Raw genomic sequence first — 16,212 nt, forward strand, 5'->3', positions numbered from 1 at the left:
ATACCCGATGCCCAGGGGTGCTCTGCCACAGGATTGATCAGCTCTCGCGGTGGGCCCGGGTGACTAGGCTTTACGGCAGCGGTCGGCGGCGTCCGGTCGCCGAGTGAGCAGGTGACGAGCACCCCGTCGGCACCGCCGGCGGCATCTCGGACAACACTTTGAGCAGCACCGAAGCAACACCCTGAAGCGAACACCCCGAAGCAGCCCCCGATACAAGGAGCCACAGGACATGGCCGACTCCAGTTTCGACATCGTCTCGAAGGTCGAGCGGCAGGAGGTCGACAACGCCCTCAACCAGGCCGCGAAGGAAATCTCGCAGCGTTACGACTTCAAGAACGTCGGAGCCTCGATCGGCTGGTCCGGCGAGAAGATCCTTATGGAGGCGAACTCCGAGGAGCGGGTCAGCGCGATTCTCGACGTCTTCCAGTCCAAGCTGATCAAGCGCGGGATCTCGCTCAAGGCGCTGGACGCCGGTGAGCCGCAGCTGTCCGGCAAGGAATACAAGATCTTCGCCTCGATCGAGGAAGGCATCTCCCAGGACAATGCCAAGAAGGTCGCGAAGCTCATCCGCGACGAGGGCCCCAAGGGGGTCAAGGCGCAGGTGCAGGGCGAGGAACTGCGGGTCAGTTCGAAGAGCCGTGATGACCTGCAGACCGTGATCTCGCTGCTGAAGGGGCACGACTTCGATTTCGCGCTCCAGTTCGTGAACTACCGGTAGGGAAGGCGGTACGGGGACGGAGCGGCGATCCGTTTCCGGCCCCGTACCTCGCGACCCGCGCGCCTCTGGTGACCCGCGCGGATGCCGTGTCCGAATTCCGCCAGCCTCGGCGTCCGGACAGGCGGAGAATCGTTCTCGTGGACAGCTGCAAGAAGTCGACAGCTGGACGCTCTGCGAGGAGATGACCGAGTGATGACCGTGTACACGACGATCGACAGTCCGCTGGGCGAACTGCTGCTGGTCGGTGAGGAATCCGCCACGGCGAAGGGCGGCACCGCGCTCGCCTCGCTCTCCCTGCCGGGGCAGAAGGGCGCGGCCGTCGTCCAGGACGGCTGGGTCCGGGCTCCGGAGGCGTTCGACGAGATCGCCGGGCAGCTCAGGTCGTACTTCGAGGGCACGTTGACGCGCTTCGACGTCGAGTACGTGGACGGCGGCAGCGACTTCCAGCGGCGGGTCTGGCAGGCGCTGGACGCCATTCCGTACGGCGTGACGGTGACGTACGGGCAGATCGCCCAGCGGGTCGGCTCCGCCGGAGCCGGGGTGCGGGCCGTGGGGACCGCGATCGGGCGGAATCCGCTGCTTGTCGTACGGCCGTGTCACCGGGTGATCGGGGCGGACGGGGCGCTCAGGGGGTACGCCGGCGGGCTGGCGAACAAGGAGCGGCTCCTCGGCCTGGAGGGCGCGAGGGTGTCATGAGCCCGGGTGCCGCGCATGGCGAGCTGTTCCCGAGGCCGCGTGCGGTCGTCGCGCCCGGGGCGGTACATGTACCCAACTGGCTGTCGGTGGAACGGCAGCGGGAGTTGGTGGACGTCTGCCGGGACTGGGCGCGGGGGCCGGTGCCGATCCGGCACACGGTGCTGCCGGGCGGCGGTGTGATGTCCGTACAGACCGTCTGCGTCGGCTGGCACTGGCAGCCGTACAGATACACCCGTACCGCGGGGGATGTGAACGGCGCCCGGGTCGCGGACTTCCCGGACTGGCTCGGCCGGCTGGGACGGGCCGCGCTCGTCGAGGCGTACGGCGAGGCGGCGGCCGACGGCCCGGGGAGTGGCGACCCGGGGACCCGTATGGCATATGCCCCCGACACGGCTCTCGTCAATTTCTACGAGGGCGCCGCGAAAATGGGCCTGCACCAGGACAAGGACGAGAAGTCCGATGCCCCGGTGGTGTCCCTGAGCATCGGCGACACCTGTGTCTTCCGCTTCGGGCAGACGGAGAACCGGGGGCGGCCGTACACGGACGTCGAACTCGCCTCCGGAGACCTCTTCGTCTTCGGAGGCCCGTCCCGCTTCGCGTACCACGGCGTGCCGAAGGTGTATCCGGGAACGGCCGACCCGGCCACGGGCATGAAGGGCGGGCGGCTGAACATCACCCTGCGGGAGACCGGTCTCACGTAGCGCCGCGAGACCGTGAGGGCAAGCGGGTCAGCGGGTCAGCGGGTCAGCGGGTCAGCGGGTCAGCGGGTCAGCGGGTCAGCGGGTCAGCGGGTCAGCGGGATCGTGAGTGCCCGAAGAGGAGCCGGTACACGATGAGCAGGACGAGCGCTCCGCCGATCGCGGAGATCCAGGTCGCGCCGTCGTAGAAACCCTTGGTGATCGGATGGTCGAGCCAGCGGGACGATATCCAGCCGCCGATGAAGGCTCCCGCGATACCGATGAGTGTCGTACCGATCAGCCCACCGGGGTCCTTGCCGGGGAGCAGTATCTTGGCGGCGGCTCCGGCAAGTAGTCCGAGAATGATCCAGCTGATGACGGCCATGCCACAAACCTGCCTTTCGTACTGAGTTGCCCCGGAAGACGCCATAAGGGCCGGGAGCGGTTGCACAGATCCGTGGAGTGCGGTGCAGGACACAGGAACTGTCCGCGCTCCGAGGTGCTCGACGGTGCTCGACACAGGGCGGGCACGGGGGCGAGCGGGGGGCGTTCGACAACCGGGCCGCACGTTGCCGCCGATCCGGCTTGATGATCAACTACCCCGCATCCCGCAAGACATGCGTCACCGATAGGAACAGCCTTCCGATTTCGTCTGACTCCGTTCAGGACTGATACTGGATGTGAGCAGCGACAACCGGTGGTCCACACGGAAGGCGAGTGATCATGAAGCTCATAGAGCTGATCCTGAACATCCTGTGGCTGGTGTTCTGCGGGATCTGGATGGCGCTCGGATACGTCCTCGCCGCGATCATCTGCTTCATCTTCATCGTGACTATCCCGTTCAGCGTCGCTTCCCTGCGGATCGCCGGGTATGTGCTCTGGCCCTTCGGCCGCACGACGGTCGAACGTCCGGACGCCGGTGCGCCGTCCTTCATCGGCAATGTCATCTGGGTCGTCTTCGCCGGATGGTGGCTGGCCCTGGGGCATCTGCTCACCAGCATCCCGCTCTTCCTCTCGATCATCGGGATTCCCTTCGGCTGGGCGAACCTGAAGCTGATCCCCATCTCGCTGATGCCGCTGGGGCGGGATGTCGTGGCGACGGATGAGGCCTTCGGAGCCCGCTAGGGGTTCGCTGAATCCTGAATGCGCTGGGTGCGCTGGACGCCGGGTCAGAAGCGCCGGCCGACTCCTTCGGGGCCGCCGCAGGCCATCCGCTCCAGCCGTGCGATGCGCTCCGCCATCGGCGGGTGGGTGGAGAACAGCTTCGAGAACCCCCGTCCGGGCCGGAACGGGTTCGCGATCATCATGTGGCTCGCGGTCTCGATCCGCGGTTCGGGCGGCAGCGGAAGCTGTTTCGTCCCCGCGTCGAGCTTGCGCAGGGCACTCGCCAGGGCCAGTGGGTCACCGGTGATCTGCGCGCCCGAGGCATCCGCCTCGTACTCGCGTGAACGGCTCACCGCCAGTTGGATGACCGAGGCCGCGAGCGGCCCCAGGAGCATGATCAACAGCATCCCGACGATGCCGGGGCCGTCATCGTCGTCGGACCGGCCCACGGGGATGAGCCAGGCGAAGTTCACCAGGAACATCACGACGGAGGCGAGGGCTCCGGCGACCGACGAGATCAGGATGTCGCGGTTGTAGACATGGCTGAGCTCGTGGCCGAGGACGCCGCGCAGCTCGCGCTCGTCGAGGATCTGCAGGATCCCTTCCGTGCAGCAGACGGCGGCGTTGCGGGGATTGCGGCCGGTGGCGAACGCGTTGGGCGCCTGGGTCGGTGAGATGTACAGCCGGGGCATGGGCTGACGGGCCGCCGTCGAGAGTTCGCGGACGATCCTGTAGAGCTGCGGCGCCTCGAATTCGCTGACGGGGCGGGCCCGCATGGCGCGCAGTGACAGCTTGTCGCTGTTCCAGTAGGCGTACGCGTTGGTGCCGACCGCCACGACGAGCGCGACGATCAGACCCGTACGGCCGAAGAAGCTGCCGAACGCGATGATGATCGCGGACAGCCCCCCGAGGAGTACGGCGGTCTTCAGCCCATTGTGCCGGCGGTGCACGGTACGCCCTCCAGGTGGTGCGGCAGGGGAACCCTCTACTGATGCTGCTCCACTCTTCAGTGGACCCTTCCGTACTGGTCAACGCGAGGCGAGCGGTACGGGTTCCCCGGCGCCGCCGGACAGGGGCATACGCGGCGGCCGTCCCACGAGGGACTGGCGCCGGAAAATGTGCTGCCGGGACTGACGTCAGAAGAGGTTGACGCCGGCGAAGCGCAGTACCAACTGGGGTGCCCCGGACAGGACGACACCGGCCACGGCGGTCAGCGCGATGGCCGCGGTGACCGCAGCCGGTGTCCTGCCTACGACCAGTTCGCCGTGGGTGGTCGCCCCCGCTCCGGCGACCTGCTCCGGCTGCTCCTCCGGGGTACGGAAGAGGACCGCCGTCCACTGGAGGTAGTAGTACAGCGCGATGACCACGTTGACGGCCATGACGACCGCCAGCCAGCCGAGGCCCGCGTCGACGGCCGTCGAGAAGACCGTCACCTTGGCGAACAGGCCGATGATGCCCGGCGGCAGTCCTGCCAGGCACAGCAGGAAGAAGCCCATGGCGAGGGCGGCGAGGGGCCGCCGCGAGTAGAGGCCCGCGTAGTCGGAGACGCGGTTCAGCGGCTGCGTACGGGCCACCAGCGCGGCGACGGCGAAGGCTCCGAGGTTCACGACGGCGTACATGAGGGCGTACGCGACGGTGGATCCGATCCGCTCGTGTCCCGCGTACGCGGCGGCCGCGATCGGGACCAGCAGATAGCCCGCCTGTCCTACGGACGACCAGGCCAGCAGTCGTACCGCGCTCCACGCGCGCGTGGAGGACTGGCGCAGCGCCGCGACATTGCCGACGGTCATGGTGAGCGCGGCGAGGACCGCGAGGAGCGGGCCCCACACGTTCCCGTACGAGGGGAACGCGACGACGGTCACCAGGATGAGGCCGGAGAAACCGACCGCCTTGCCGACGACGGAGAGATACGCGGCGATGGGCAGGGGTGCGCCGACGTAGGTGTCGGGGACCCAGAAGTGGAACGGGGCCGCGGCGGTCTTGAAGGCGAAGCCGACGAGAGTGAGGGCGACGCCCGCCTTCGCGAGGGTCTCGAACTGGCCGGGGACCTGGTTCAACTCGGCGGCGACGCGGGTGAGGTGCAGGCTGCCGGTCGTGACGTACACGAAGCTGACGCCCAGCAGCATCACTGCGGTCGCGGTCACCGAGGACAGGAAGAACTTCAACGCGGCCTCGGAGGAGAGCCGGTCGCCGCGCCTCATCCCGACCAGGGCGAAGGCGGGCAGGGAGGCGACTTCGAGGGCGACGACCAGGGTGGCGAGATCGCGTGCGGCGGGCAGCAGGGCCGCGCCGGCCGCCGAGGAGAGCAGCAGGAACCAGTACTCCCCTACGGGGAGTTTCCTCGTGTCGTGGAGCGAGAGCAGAGCGGTCAGCAGGGCCCCGCCGAGCACCAGCAGTTGGATGACCAGCGCGAAATGATCGGCGGTGTAGCTGCACACGGCGGCGTCGGTGGTGAGGCAGAACGTCGAGCGGTCGCCGTGGAGCAGGGGTACGAGACTGATCAGCGCGGCGACGAGACCGGCGATGGTGATACCGCCGAGGAGCGGCTTGCGGTGCTCCGGCACGAAGAGGTCGGCGAGGAGCACGATCAGCGCGACCGCCGCCGTGAGGGTGGGGGGCGCGATCGCGAGCCAGTCGACGGACTGGACGAGGCTGGCGGCGCTTGCGGCGCTCTCGGCGGCCACGGTCACGACTTGCCTCCTGCGAGGAGCTTCTGCACGGCGGGGTCGGTGAGTCCGAGAAGGACCGCGGGCCAGAGTCCGGCGAGGACGGTCAGGGCTACGAGCGGGGTCCAAGCGGCGAATTCGTAGGCCTGGACGTCGGCGAAGTGCTGTGCTGCCTTGGGCCCCTGCGCTTTCTGCGTGCCCTGTGGCTCCGTCGCTGCCTGTGCTTCCTGTGGCCTCTGTGCTTCCCACGCTTCCTGTGGCTTCCCGCCCATGCAGACGCGGCGTACGACGATCAGGAGGTACGCGGCGGTGAGCAGGGTGCCGAAGCCGGCGATCACCATGAAGGTGAGGAAGGCGGGGCGGCTCAGCCCCGGCGCGGGGTCGAAGGCGCCGAACATCGCGAGCATCTCGCCCCAGAAACCGGCGAGTCCGGGCAGTCCGAGGGAGGCGACGGCCGCGAAGGCGAGCAGTCCGCCGAGGCGCGGGGCGCGGCCGTAGAGCGCGGCGCCCGTCGCTCCGGAGAGAGTGTCGAGATCAGCGGTGCCGTAGCGGTCCTTGAGGGCTCCGACCAGGAAGAACAGCAGGCCGGTGATGAGGCCGTGGGCGATGTTGGCGAAGAGTGCGCCGTTGACGCCGGTGGGTGTCATGGACGCGATGCCGAGCAGCACGAAGCCCATGTGGCCGACGGAGGAGTAGGCGATCAGCCGTTTGAGGTCGCCGCCCGCGCCCTGCTTCGCGAGGGCGAGGCAGGCGAGGGATCCATAGACGATGCCGACAGCGGCCAGGGCTCCGAGGTAGGGCGCGAAGGTCCGCATCCCGTCGGGGGCGATGGGCAGGACGATGCGGACGAATCCGTACGTACCCATCTTGAGCAGGACGCCGGCGAGGAGGACGGAGCCGACGGTGGGTGCCGCGGTGTGGGCGTCCGGCAGCCAGCTGTGCAGCGGCCACATCGGAGTCTTCACTGCAAGCCCGAGACCGATCGCGAGAACGGCGATGACCTGCACGGATGTACTGAGACCCCGGCCGTTGTCAGTGGCGAGTGCCACTATGTCGAATGTGCCCGCGTTGAGCCCGATGAGCAGCAGGCCGAGCAGCATGACCACAGAACCGAGCAGCGTGTAGAGGATGAATTTCCAGGCGGCGGCCTCCCGGCCGCCGGTCACTCCTTCCGAACCGCCCCAGCGGGCGATGAAGAAGTACATCGGGATCAGCACCATCTCGAAGGCCAGGAAGAACAGCATCAGATCGAGGACGGCGAAGGTCGCGAGCATGCCGGACTCGAGGACGAGCAGCAGGGCGACAAAGCCCTTCGGCGAGGGCGTCCTGGGCGAGGAGGCCGTGGACGAAGAGGCCGTGGACGAAGAGGCCGTGGGCGACGGGTCCTCGGACGACGGGTCCTTGGTCTGTGGCGTCGGCTGCTGGTGCTGTTGCTTGAAGTAGCTGTAGAGCGCGCAGAGGAAGGTCAGCAGCGCGGTCAGGACCAGGAGGGGGAGCGAAATGCCGTCGACGCCGAGGTGGATCCGCACGTCCAGTGCCGCGATCCAGCTGATGTCCGTCGTGGCCTGCATCTTCGACGGATGGTCATGGTCGAAGCCGAGGGCCAGCACGATCGCCGCGACGAGGATCGCACCGGTCACGGTCACACCGTGGCGCAGCACGGCCTGGTCGGGGCTCCTGCCCCGCAGTCCGGGCGGGGCCGGGAGGAGCGCGGCGACGGCGCCGACGAGCGGCCCGACGACGATCAACGCGAGAAGGAACTGCATCACGGACTCACTGATATCGATCACGGCTCACGCTCCGGCGGCGACGAGGACGGCGGCGATCGCCAGGACGACGGAGCCGGCGAGCAGCGCGCTGAGGTAGGTCTGCACGTTGCCGGTCTGCGCTCGGCGTACGGCGGCGCCCAGTTGGCGGGCGCCGGCACCCGCGCCGCGTACGTAGGTGTCGACGACCTCGCGGTCGAGGAAGCGGACCAGTTGGGCCGCCGCGAGGACGGGGCGTACGACCAGGCGGTGGTAGACGGCGTCGAGGTGGAAGCCGGACACCGCGTGGCGGTGGAGCGGTCCCAGCAGGAGCCGCCCGGGGTCGGCCGGGTCGGGGGCCGCCGCCATGGAGCCGTAGACACGGGTGTGGTTCTCGATGGCTTCCATCTCGGCGAGAGCGGGTTCGGCGTCGGGGTGGGCGACGACGGCGCCCATCGGGGTGCGTGCCGCGAGCGCCGTGGTGTGCCGCCAGCAGCCGTAGGTGATCAGCCCGCCGGCGAGGGCGACTCCCGTGCCCAGCACGGAGGTGGTGAGGTTCGGGGCGAGGCTGTGTCCGTCGAACCATTCGGCCAGGACACCGACTGTCAGACCGAGAGCGATGGAGGGGATGGCGAGCACCCACAGGACGGCGTTCATGGAAAAGGGCTGCTTGCCGTGGTCGGGGGCCTCGGCACCGCGGCCGCGGAAGACCAGCAGCCAGAGGCGGGTGGCGTAGGCGGCCGTCAGGAGGGCGGTGAGCAGACCGGCGGCAAGCACCGTCCAGCCCGCGGCTCCGGGGGCGATGCCGGAGGAGCTGTCGAGCGCGGTGTGTTCGGCCGCGACGAGGACGGACTCCTTGGAGAAGAAACCGGCGAAGGGCGGGATCGCGGCGAGGGCGAGCAGCGCGACGGTCATCGTCCAGTAGGCATCCGGGACGCGCTTGGACAGGCCGTGCGTACGGGACATGGTGGCGAGCGAGTTGGTGCCGGCGGCGTGGATGATCACGCCGGCGCCGAGGAAGAGGAGGGCCTTGAACGCGCCGTGCGAGATGAGATGGAAGACGGCCGCGCCACGGTCGCCCACGGCCAGGGCGCCCGACATGTAGCCGAGCTGTCCGATGGTCGAGTAGGCGAGGACCCGCTTGATGTCGTCCTGGGCGAGGGCGGCCAGCGCCGAGCCGACCATGGTGATCGCGGCCATCACGGCCAGCACCGTCAGGGCCGCCCCTGAGGCGGCGAAGACAGGGAGGAGGCGGGCCACGAAGTAGATACCGGCGGCGACCATCGTCGCGGCGTGGATGAGCGCGGAGACGGGCGTGGGTCCGGCCATCGCGTCGGGCAGCCAGGTGTGCAGCGGGAACTGCGCGGACTTGCCCGCCACACCCGCGAGCAGCAGCAGCGCGACCAGGGTGGGGTGGTCGAGGCCGCCGTCCGCGACGGTCTTCAGGATCCCGGTGATCCGGAACGTACCGGCGTCGGCGGCCAGCGCGAACAGACCGAACAGGAAGGGGACATCGCCGAGCTTGGTAACCAGGAAGGCCTTGAGGGAGGCGGCGCGCGCCTCGGGGGTCTCCCAGTAGTGACCGACGAGGAAGTACGAGCAGATGCCCATGATCTCCCAGCCGACCAGCAGCACCATCAGGTCGCCGGAGTAGACGACGAGCAGCATCGCGGAGGTGAAGAGGGAGACCAGGGCGGCATACGAGGGGTAGCGCGCGTCGCCGCGCAGGTAGCCCGTCGAGTAGATCTGCACACAGGACGCGACGACACCGACGGTGACGGCGACCAGGGCCGCGAAACCGTCGATGTACAGGGCGAGGTCGATGGGGACCGAGCCGGTGGGGGCGAGCCGGGTCGCGGCCTCCAGCGGTGCCGTCCCGTTGCCGGCGCCACCACCCTGGCGTACGGCCACGACGACGGCGAGCGCGGCCGCGGCCAGGGTCGGCAGCACGGCCAGTGGGCGTACGAAACCGGGTGTGGTACGGCCGAGCAGCAGCCCGGCGACGGCGCCCAGGAACGGAAGGAGGGGGACGAGAACGGCGAGGGTCGTGGTGGTCACGCGGTGGCCTCGGCCTTCTGTGCCGGTGTCGGTGCCTGGGCCTCGGTGTCGTCCGGGCCGTCGGCGGTGTCGCGGAGGGCGTCGACGTCCGAGGTGCCGCGGTTGCGGTAGACCATCAGGACGATCGCCAGCCCGATGCCGATCTCCGCCGCGGCGATGGCGATGACGAAGAGGGTGAGCGCCTGGCCGGTGTGCAGGGTGTCGCGCAGCCAGACGTCGAAGGCGACCAGATTGAGGTTGACGGCGTTGAGCATCAGCTCGACGGACATCAGGACGAGGATCGCGTTGCGGCGCGCGAGTACTCCGTACAGCCCGGTGCAGAACAGGAGGGCCGCGAGCACGGCGGGATAGGCGAGATGCATCAGCGCTGCTCCTTACCGCTACCGCTGGGGGAATCGGTGCTCTTCGGGGCGTTGCCGTTCTTCGAGGAACCGCTGTTCTTCGAAGAGTTGCCGCTCTTCGGAGAGTTGCTGTTCTTCGGAGAGTTGCCGCTCTTCGCGACGCCGTTGTTCCTGCGGGACAGGACGATCGCGCCTACGAGGGCGGCCAGGAGCAGAACGGAGAGCGCTTCGAAGGGGAGCACCCAGTTCCGGAAGAGGAACTGGCCGGTCACCGCGGTGGAGCCCTGGGCCGGTCCGTCGAGGTCGATCCAGGTCGTACGGAACGCGTCGACGACCACCCAGACCAGGGCGGCGGCCGCGGCGACGGCCACTGCCAGCGCGACCGGGCGGTTGCCCGAATCGGCGTCCGGTGAGCGGCCGATGGGCGCCCTGGTGAGCATCAGCCCGAAGAGAAGGAGTACCACGACGGAACCGAGATAGATCAGGACCTGCACCCAGGCGATGAACTCCGCCGTGAGCAGCAGATATTCGACGGCCAGACCGCCGAGCGTCACGACCAGCCAGAGGGCGGCGTGCACCAGTTGTCTGGTCGTGACGGTGACAAGAGCCGCGCCGAAGGTGACGAGGCCGACGAGAAGGAAGGCGATCTCGACGCCGCTCGGTGACAGGAAACCGTGTCCGGTCGCGGCGGCCGTGTTCGCGGTTGCCATGGCGGTTGCCGTAGCGGTTTCCGTCGCGGTCGCGGTCACGGCGGTTGCTGCGAGGGTCACTCGCCGCCCTCCTGTTCCTGTTCCCGCTCTTTTCGCTGTGCCGCCGCGAGTTTCTCGACCGCCTTGCGGGCCGCTCCGATCTCCTTCGGCTCCTCGGCGCCCGGGTCGAGGGCGGGTGGCGCCGGCACCGTCCACATCCACTCGCGGAGCTTGTCCCGTTCGTGGGTGAGTTCGCGGATGTCCGTCTCCGCGTACTCGAACTCCGGCGACCAGAACAGCGCGTCGAAAGGACACACCTCGATGCAGATACCGCAGTACATGCAGAGCGAGAAGTCGATGGCGAACCGGTCGAGGACGTTACGGCTGCGCTCACGGCCGCCCGGGGCGGCGGCCGGGGCCGTCTCCTTGTGGGAGTCGATGTAGATGCACCAGTCGGGGCATTCACGGGCGCAGAGCATGCAGACCGTGCAGTTCTCCTCGAACAACCCGATCACCCCGCGGGTGCGGGGCGGGAGTTCGGGCTGTGCTTCCGGGTACTGCGCGGTGACGGTCTTCTTCGTCATCGTCCGCAGGGTGACGGCCAGGCCCTTGGCCAGGCCGGATCCGGGGAATGAGGAGCGCCGCCCGGAGGACGTCGTAGAGGGGTGGTGGTCGGGGGACGGCCGGGTCACTGGTTGATCGCCACCTTCACGATGCCGGTGAGCGCGATCTGCGCGAGAGCGAGCGGGATGAGGACGGTCCAGGCGAGTTTCTGCAACTGGTCCTCGCGCAGTCGTGGATAGCTCACCCGCAGCCAGATGACGACGAAGGCGAGCACGGCCGTCTTGAGAAGCGTCCAGACCCAGCCGAGGCCGTCGGCGCCGAGCGGGCCGTGCCAGCCGCCGAGGAAGAGGACGGTGGTCAGCCCGCAGAGGACGACGATGCCCGCGTACTCGGCGAGCAGGAACAGAGCGAAGCGCAGGCCCGTGTATTCGGTGTAGGCGCCGAAGATGATCTCGGAGTCGGCGACCGGCATGTCGAAGGGAGGACGCTGGAGTTCGGCGAGGCCCGCGACGAAGAAGACCAGCGCGCCGACGATCTGCCACGGCAGCCACCACCACTCGAAGGCGTTGAGGATGCCGGGCAGGGAGACGGTGCCGGCGGCCATCGCGACCGAGGCGGCGGCGAGCAGCATCGGCAGCTCGTACGCGAGCAATTGCGCGGCGGTCCGCAGACCACCCAGGAGGGAGAACTTGTTGGCCGAGGCCCAGCCCGCCATGAGCGAGCCGAGCACACCGATACCCATCACGGCGAGAACGAAGAAGATTCCCGCGTCGACGACCTGGCCGACCGCGCTTTCGCCCGGCCCGACCGGGATCGCGACCAGGACGAGGAGGTACGGCAGCAGGGCGACGGCCGGGGCGAGTTGGAAGATACGGCGGTCGGCGTCGGCCGGGACCACATCCTCCTTCTGCGCGAATTTCACACCGTCCGCGACCAGTTGGGCCCAGCCGTGGAAACCGCCCGCGTGCATGGGGCCGAGGCGGCCCTGCATGTGCGCCATCACCTTGTGTTCGGTCTGCCCGACGACGAGGGGGACGACCAGGAACACGGCGAAGACGACAACCAGCCGGAGGGCGACGTCGAGTACGTCGTTCACGTGTCTCCTCCGGGGCGGTCGGTCCGCGGGCCGTTGCTCTGCGGGTCCTCGGGCCGCGGGTCCTCGGGCCGCGGGTCCTCGGGCCGCGGGTCCTCGGTCTGCTCGCTGTCGGTCTGCCGGCCTTCGGGCCGCGGGCCGCCGGTCTGCTCGCCGTCGGTCCGCGGGCCGTTGCTCTCGGGACTCCTGCTCGCTGAACTCTTGTTCGCGGGGCCGTCGTTCTCGGGGCCGTCGTTGTCGGACTCGGCCGGGGCGGGCCGGCTCTCGCCGTCCTCGAAGGCCGGACGCGGCTTGTGCCAGGGCGCGTCCTGAGTGGTCGGCGGGTTTTCCCGCTTCGGCTCGGTCGCTTCCGGAGTCCGGGGTGTCTGCTCGGTCGGCGCCGAGGTCGGGGGCGCCGCCTCGGTCCCTGCCTTGTCCGTCCCGTCCTTCGTACCGCCCTTAGTCCCGTCCTCCGCCTGGGCCGGCGGTGCCGGGCGCTGGGCGGCCGAGCCCTCCGTAACGCTGCGGGCGCGGCGGGCCGGACGGTCACCGGCGGCTCCGGCGCCGCGTGCGGCTCCTCCGGCAGCCGCGGCTCCCCCGGCGCGCGCTCCGCGCGCGGGGCGGGCCGGGGCCGGGGGCAACTGGCCCTTGAGGGGCCCCCATTCGTTCGGGTCGGGGACGCCCGGCGGGAGCATCTGGCGGCGCTTCGGTCCGCCGTGTTCGGACTCCCCCGGTTCCTTCGCGCCCGGCCAGGCCTTGGCGACCCGGGCAGCGAGGACGAAGTCCTTGCGCAGCGGATGGCCTTCGAACGCCTCGGGGAGGAGAAGGTGGGCGAGGTTCGGGTGATCGGTGAAGGAGATGCCGAACATCTCGTACGTCTCACGCTCGTGCCAGCCCGCGCCCGCGTAGACCTCGACGGCCGTGGGCAGGACAGCCGCGTCGTGCGGGACGGTCGTACGGACCAGCAGCCGGCGGACCGTACCGCCCGTGCCACCCGTACCGCTTCCCCCTGTGGCGCCCGTACCGCCTCCGTCCGTACCGCCTCCGAGCGCGGCCACATGGGCGCAGACGCGGAAGCCCGTATCCGGTTCGTCGACCGCGCTCAGCCAGTCGAAATAGGTGCATCCCAGCTGGTCACGGGCGGTTTCGAGGGCGGCGATCCAGGATGTGGCGGGGACGTCGACCGTCAGGAGGTCGTACGTCAGCTCGGCCGTGGCGTCCTCGCCGAAGATCTCGGCGGCGGCGTCCGGGAGCCGGTCGTAGGCGTTCACGATGAGCTCTCCCCCGGAGTCGGCGGGGCGGCGACCAGGCCACTGCTCAGGGCGGCGGCCGAGGGCCGGCCGCCCGAAGCGTAGCGCTCGCCGAGCGATTCGCGGGCGATCTTCTCCTGGAGCTTCAGGATGCCCTGGAGCAGCGCTTCCGGACGCGGCGGGCAGCCCGGTACGTAGACGTCGACCGGGATGATCTGGTCGACGCCCTTCGTGACGGAGTACGAGTCCCAGTACGGGCCGCCGCAGTTGGAGCAGGCGCCGAAGGAGATCACGTACTTGGGCTCGGGCATCTGCTCGTAGAGCCGCTTCACGGCGGGAGCCATCTTGTCCGTGACCGTGCCGGACACGACCATCAGATCGGCCTGGCGCGGGCCCGGCGCGAAGGGGATCACGCCGAGCCGGATGAAGTCGTGCCGGGCCATGGAAGCGGCGATGAACTCGATCGCACAGCAGGCGAGCCCGAAGTTGAAGACCCAGAGGCTGTAGCGGCGGCCCCAGTTGAGGACCACCTTCATGGGTTCGGGAGCCAGCCGGGAGAGCACGCCGAGACGGCTGCCCGCCTCGGGACCGCCGGAGGGCGCGATCGGCAGCTGCACGGGAGTGCGCGCCCCGGAGGCGGAGGCCTCGGCGGTGGACGTCCCGGGAGCGGAGGCCTCGGAAGCGCGGGCCTGCGCGGCACGGGATTCGGGAGCGGGGGTCACGTCCATTCCAGGACGCCCTTCTTCCATGCGTAGAGCAGTCCTACGGCCAGGAAGCCGAGGAAGATGAACATCTCGACCAGCGTCGTGGCGCCGTATCCCGGTGCGGCGAAGACGGTCGCCCACGGGAACAGGAAGATCGAGTCGACCGCGAAAATCACGTAGAGGAACGCGTAGACGTAGTAGCGGACCTGGGTGTGGGCCCAGCCCTCGCCCACGGGATCCACGCCGCATTCGTACGTGAGCAGTTTCTCCGGCGTCGGCACCACCGGCCGCAGCAGCCGGCCCGCTCCGAAGGCCACGGCGACGAACAGCACGCCGACGACCGCGAGCAGACCGACCACCGAATAGCTCTGGAAGTAGTCCGACGCGAGAACGGTCGGTTGCGACACGTCCGCTCCTCGCTCCCTGACCTTGTAAGCGGCTTCTTCGGCGAAAGCAGCTTCTTCGACGATCTGTACGCACGGGAGTCTAGGCCCTGCTAAAGAAACGGTAAGCAGCCGCGTCTCCCGTAGATGGGGTTGTAGGGGGTTATCCCTACCCGGCCCTCCCCCAGCAACTCCATGGCGCGCGGCATCGGGCGCGGGCAGTCTTGGTCCTTATGACCGCGAGCAAGGACCTCCCCGACGATGACCGGCCGCCACCTGTGCGCCTCGCGTACGACCGGCACACCTGGAAGGAGATCGCGCATCTGCTCACGAATCTGCCGCTCGCTCTGGCCGGTTTCGTCTATGTGGTGGTGATGATCTCCACGGGTGTGGGGCTGTCGGTCACGGTGATCGGTCTGCCCTGGCTCGTCTGCGGTCTCACCGGTGCGCGGTTGCTCGGTCGAATGGAGCGTGCGCGGGCGCGGGCGCTGCTGGGCGTACGGATCGACGAGCCGAGCTCCCTGTTCGGGTACCGGCGCGCACGCGGGCGCGAACGCCGTTCCAGAGGCTTCCTGGGCTGGGTGTGGACGGGGTTGAAGGACCCGGTGGCGTGGCGGACGATGCTGTACGAGTTCATACGGCTGCCCTGGGGCGTACTGACGTTCTGCGTCACGCTGGTGGGTCTCTTCGTCCTCTGGCCGGTCCTTCCCCATGTGGTGCGCGGACTCGCCAACGCCGACCGGGTGATGGTGCGGGGGCTGCTCTCGCCCTCCGACGAGTTGGAGCGGCGGATCAGCGAGCTGGAGTCGGACCGGGGCGTGGTGGTCGACACGGCGGCGGCCGACCTGCGCCGGATCGAACGCGACCTGCACGACGGCGCACAAGCCCGCCTGGTCGCCCTCGCCATGGGTCTCGGCCTCGCCAAGGAGAAGCTGACGGAGGACCCGGAAGCAGCCGCCGAGATGGTGGACGAGGCTCACGGCGAGGTGAAGCTGGCGCTCCAGGAGCTGCGCGACCTGGCGCGTGGCATCCACCCCGCCGTCCTCACCGACCGCGGCCTGGACGCGGCGCTGTCCGCCATCGCGTCCCGCTGCACGGTCCCGGTGACCGTGACCGTCGGTCTGGACGAGCGGCCCGCGGAGGCGATCGAGGGCATCGCCTACTTCACGGTCTCCGAGCTGCTCCAGAACGTCAGCAAGCACAGCGCCGCGCGTACCGCGTCCATCGATGTCTGGCGGACGGACGACCGGCTGCTGATCCAGGTCCAGGACGACGGGCACGGCGGTGCGCGGATGGACGGCGGTACGGGCATGTCCGGACTGTCCGAGCGGCTCGGCGCGGTCGACGGGCTGTTCGTCCTCGACTCACCGGCCGGCGGTCCCACGGTCGTCACGGCGGAGCTGCCCTGGCGGCAGCGCGGACAGGCCTGACACCGGTCGGGCCTGACACCCGGCCGAGTCTGACACCGTGGCCGAATCTGACACCCGGGCCCGAAACTGACACACCGTCAAGAATGGTCCCGGGGAGAGCGGCTCGGGCAAGGTC

At 69.3% G+C, this 16,212-nt stretch carries 17 protein-coding genes; 5 read left to right on the plus strand and 12 right to left on the minus strand.

Features of this window, described 5'->3' with window-relative positions:
* The first annotated feature begins 229 nt into the window (after positions 1-229).
* From ACIOJD_RS05905 to ACIOJD_RS05915, 3 genes are all read left to right on the plus strand, one after another.
* Positions 230-718 carry a YajQ family cyclic di-GMP-binding protein gene (locus tag ACIOJD_RS05905; RefSeq protein WP_401876634.1) on the plus strand — a complete coding sequence of 163 codons (489 nt, stop codon included), beginning with the start codon at positions 230-232 and terminating at the stop codon, positions 716-718.
* A 192-nt stretch (positions 719-910) separates the two neighbouring features.
* Entirely contained in the window at positions 911-1,414 is a 504-nt protein-coding gene (locus tag ACIOJD_RS05910) for a methylated-DNA--[protein]-cysteine S-methyltransferase (protein WP_401908561.1), read from the plus strand.
* Positions 1,411-2,115, plus strand: a complete 705-nt coding sequence (locus ACIOJD_RS05915; RefSeq protein ID WP_401908563.1) for an alpha-ketoglutarate-dependent dioxygenase AlkB family protein — start codon at positions 1,411-1,413, stop codon at positions 2,113-2,115. Before ACIOJD_RS05910 ends, ACIOJD_RS05915 begins: the two co-directional genes overlap by 4 nt.
* A gap of 91 nt (positions 2,116-2,206) precedes the next feature.
* Here the strand turns inward: ACIOJD_RS05915 and ACIOJD_RS05920 are convergent, their stop codons facing one another.
* The gene (locus ACIOJD_RS05920; protein WP_401908565.1) at positions 2,207-2,476 is read right to left on the minus strand and encodes a GlsB/YeaQ/YmgE family stress response membrane protein; all 270 of its coding nucleotides are present in this window, start codon (positions 2,474-2,476) and stop codon (positions 2,207-2,209) included.
* 338 nt (positions 2,477-2,814) lie between these two features.
* Between ACIOJD_RS05920 and ACIOJD_RS05925 the strand changes: the two genes are divergently transcribed.
* Complete coding sequence (locus ACIOJD_RS05925) at positions 2,815-3,216, plus strand: YccF domain-containing protein (protein WP_401908566.1); 402 nt, start codon at positions 2,815-2,817, stop codon at positions 3,214-3,216.
* A 44-nt stretch (positions 3,217-3,260) separates the two neighbouring features.
* On the opposite strand, the gene htpX is transcribed toward ACIOJD_RS05925, so the two are convergent.
* From htpX to ACIOJD_RS05980, 11 genes are all read right to left on the minus strand, one after another.
* Complete coding sequence (htpX, locus tag ACIOJD_RS05930; protein WP_401908568.1) at positions 3,261-4,145, minus strand: zinc metalloprotease HtpX; 885 nt, start codon at positions 4,143-4,145, stop codon at positions 3,261-3,263.
* Positions 4,146-4,331: 186 nt separating this feature from the next.
* Entirely contained in the window at positions 4,332-5,885 is a 1,554-nt protein-coding gene (locus ACIOJD_RS05935) for an NADH-quinone oxidoreductase subunit N (RefSeq protein ID WP_401908570.1), read from the minus strand.
* Positions 5,882-7,651, minus strand: a complete 1,770-nt coding sequence (locus ACIOJD_RS05940) for a NuoM family protein (RefSeq protein ID WP_401908572.1) — start codon at positions 7,649-7,651, stop codon at positions 5,882-5,884. The genes ACIOJD_RS05935 and ACIOJD_RS05940 overlap by 4 nt, the downstream gene beginning before the upstream one ends.
* Before the next feature lie 3 nt (positions 7,652-7,654).
* A complete protein-coding gene (locus ACIOJD_RS05945; protein ID WP_401908574.1) occupies positions 7,655-9,664 on the minus strand; it encodes an NADH-quinone oxidoreductase subunit L in 2,010 nt (669 codons plus the stop codon).
* Positions 9,661-10,026 (minus strand): NADH-quinone oxidoreductase subunit NuoK, encoded by a 366-nt coding sequence (gene nuoK / locus ACIOJD_RS05950; RefSeq protein ID WP_401908576.1) that lies wholly within the window; start codon positions 10,024-10,026, stop codon positions 9,661-9,663. Before nuoK ends, ACIOJD_RS05945 begins: the two co-directional genes overlap by 4 nt.
* Complete coding sequence (locus ACIOJD_RS05955) at positions 10,026-10,715, minus strand: NADH-quinone oxidoreductase subunit J (RefSeq protein WP_401909031.1); 690 nt, start codon at positions 10,713-10,715, stop codon at positions 10,026-10,028. Before ACIOJD_RS05955 ends, nuoK begins: the two co-directional genes overlap by 1 nt.
* A 56-nt stretch (positions 10,716-10,771) precedes the next feature.
* The gene (locus tag ACIOJD_RS05960; protein ID WP_401909033.1) at positions 10,772-11,278 is read right to left on the minus strand and encodes a 4Fe-4S binding protein; all 507 of its coding nucleotides are present in this window, start codon (positions 11,276-11,278) and stop codon (positions 10,772-10,774) included.
* A 104-nt stretch (positions 11,279-11,382) separates the two neighbouring features.
* Complete coding sequence (locus ACIOJD_RS05965; protein ID WP_401908578.1) at positions 11,383-12,354, minus strand: NADH-quinone oxidoreductase subunit H; 972 nt, start codon at positions 12,352-12,354, stop codon at positions 11,383-11,385.
* On the minus strand, positions 12,351-13,601 hold the full coding sequence (locus ACIOJD_RS05970) for an NADH-quinone oxidoreductase subunit C (protein ID WP_401908580.1): 1,251 nt from the start codon (positions 13,599-13,601) through the stop codon (positions 12,351-12,353). The genes ACIOJD_RS05965 and ACIOJD_RS05970 overlap by 4 nt, the downstream gene beginning before the upstream one ends.
* The gene (locus tag ACIOJD_RS05975; RefSeq protein ID WP_401908581.1) at positions 13,598-14,308 is read right to left on the minus strand and encodes an NADH-quinone oxidoreductase subunit B; all 711 of its coding nucleotides are present in this window, start codon (positions 14,306-14,308) and stop codon (positions 13,598-13,600) included. Before ACIOJD_RS05975 ends, ACIOJD_RS05970 begins: the two co-directional genes overlap by 4 nt.
* Positions 14,299-14,691, minus strand: a complete 393-nt coding sequence (locus ACIOJD_RS05980) for an NADH-quinone oxidoreductase subunit A (RefSeq protein ID WP_240045916.1) — start codon at positions 14,689-14,691, stop codon at positions 14,299-14,301. Before ACIOJD_RS05980 ends, ACIOJD_RS05975 begins: the two co-directional genes overlap by 10 nt.
* A 209-nt stretch (positions 14,692-14,900) precedes the next feature.
* On the opposite strand from ACIOJD_RS05980, the gene ACIOJD_RS05985 reads away from it, so the two are divergent.
* Positions 14,901-16,097 carry a sensor histidine kinase gene (locus ACIOJD_RS05985; RefSeq protein WP_401908583.1) on the plus strand — a complete coding sequence of 399 codons (1,197 nt, stop codon included), beginning with the start codon at positions 14,901-14,903 and terminating at the stop codon, positions 16,095-16,097.
* The last annotated feature ends 115 nt before the right edge of the window (positions 16,098-16,212 follow it).

This window comes from Streptomyces sp. NPDC088116, assembly GCF_044741745.1.
Taxonomy (GTDB): domain Bacteria; phylum Actinomycetota; class Actinomycetes; order Streptomycetales; family Streptomycetaceae; genus Streptomyces.

What these genes read in the sequence shown, in the direction of transcription:
- ACIOJD_RS05905 (WP_401876634.1), top strand. Translation starts at nt 230, where the DNA reads ATGGCCGACTCCAGTTTCGACATCGTCTCGAAGGTCGAGCGGCAGGAG.
- ACIOJD_RS05910 (WP_401908561.1), top strand. Translation starts at nt 911, where the DNA reads ATGACCGTGTACACGACGATCGACAGTCCGCTGGGCGAACTGCTGCTG.
- ACIOJD_RS05915 (WP_401908563.1), top strand. Translation starts at nt 1,411, where the DNA reads ATGAGCCCGGGTGCCGCGCATGGCGAGCTGTTCCCGAGGCCGCGTGCG.
- ACIOJD_RS05920 (WP_401908565.1), bottom strand. Translation starts at nt 2,476, where the DNA reads ATGGCCGTCATCAGCTGGATCATTCTCGGACTACTTGCCGGAGCCGCC.
- ACIOJD_RS05925 (WP_401908566.1), top strand. Translation starts at nt 2,815, where the DNA reads ATGAAGCTCATAGAGCTGATCCTGAACATCCTGTGGCTGGTGTTCTGC.
- nuoK (WP_401908576.1), bottom strand. Translation starts at nt 10,026, where the DNA reads ATGCATCTCGCCTATCCCGCCGTGCTCGCGGCCCTCCTGTTCTGCACC.
- ACIOJD_RS05955 (WP_401909031.1), bottom strand. Translation starts at nt 10,715, where the DNA reads ATGGCAACCGCGAACACGGCCGCCGCGACCGGACACGGTTTCCTGTCA.
- ACIOJD_RS05960 (WP_401909033.1), bottom strand. Translation starts at nt 11,278, where the DNA reads ATGACGAAGAAGACCGTCACCGCGCAGTACCCGGAAGCACAGCCCGAA.
- ACIOJD_RS05975 (WP_401908581.1), bottom strand. Translation starts at nt 14,308, where the DNA reads ATGGACGTGACCCCCGCTCCCGAATCCCGTGCCGCGCAGGCCCGCGCT.
- ACIOJD_RS05985 (WP_401908583.1), top strand. Translation starts at nt 14,901, where the DNA reads ATGACCGCGAGCAAGGACCTCCCCGACGATGACCGGCCGCCACCTGTG.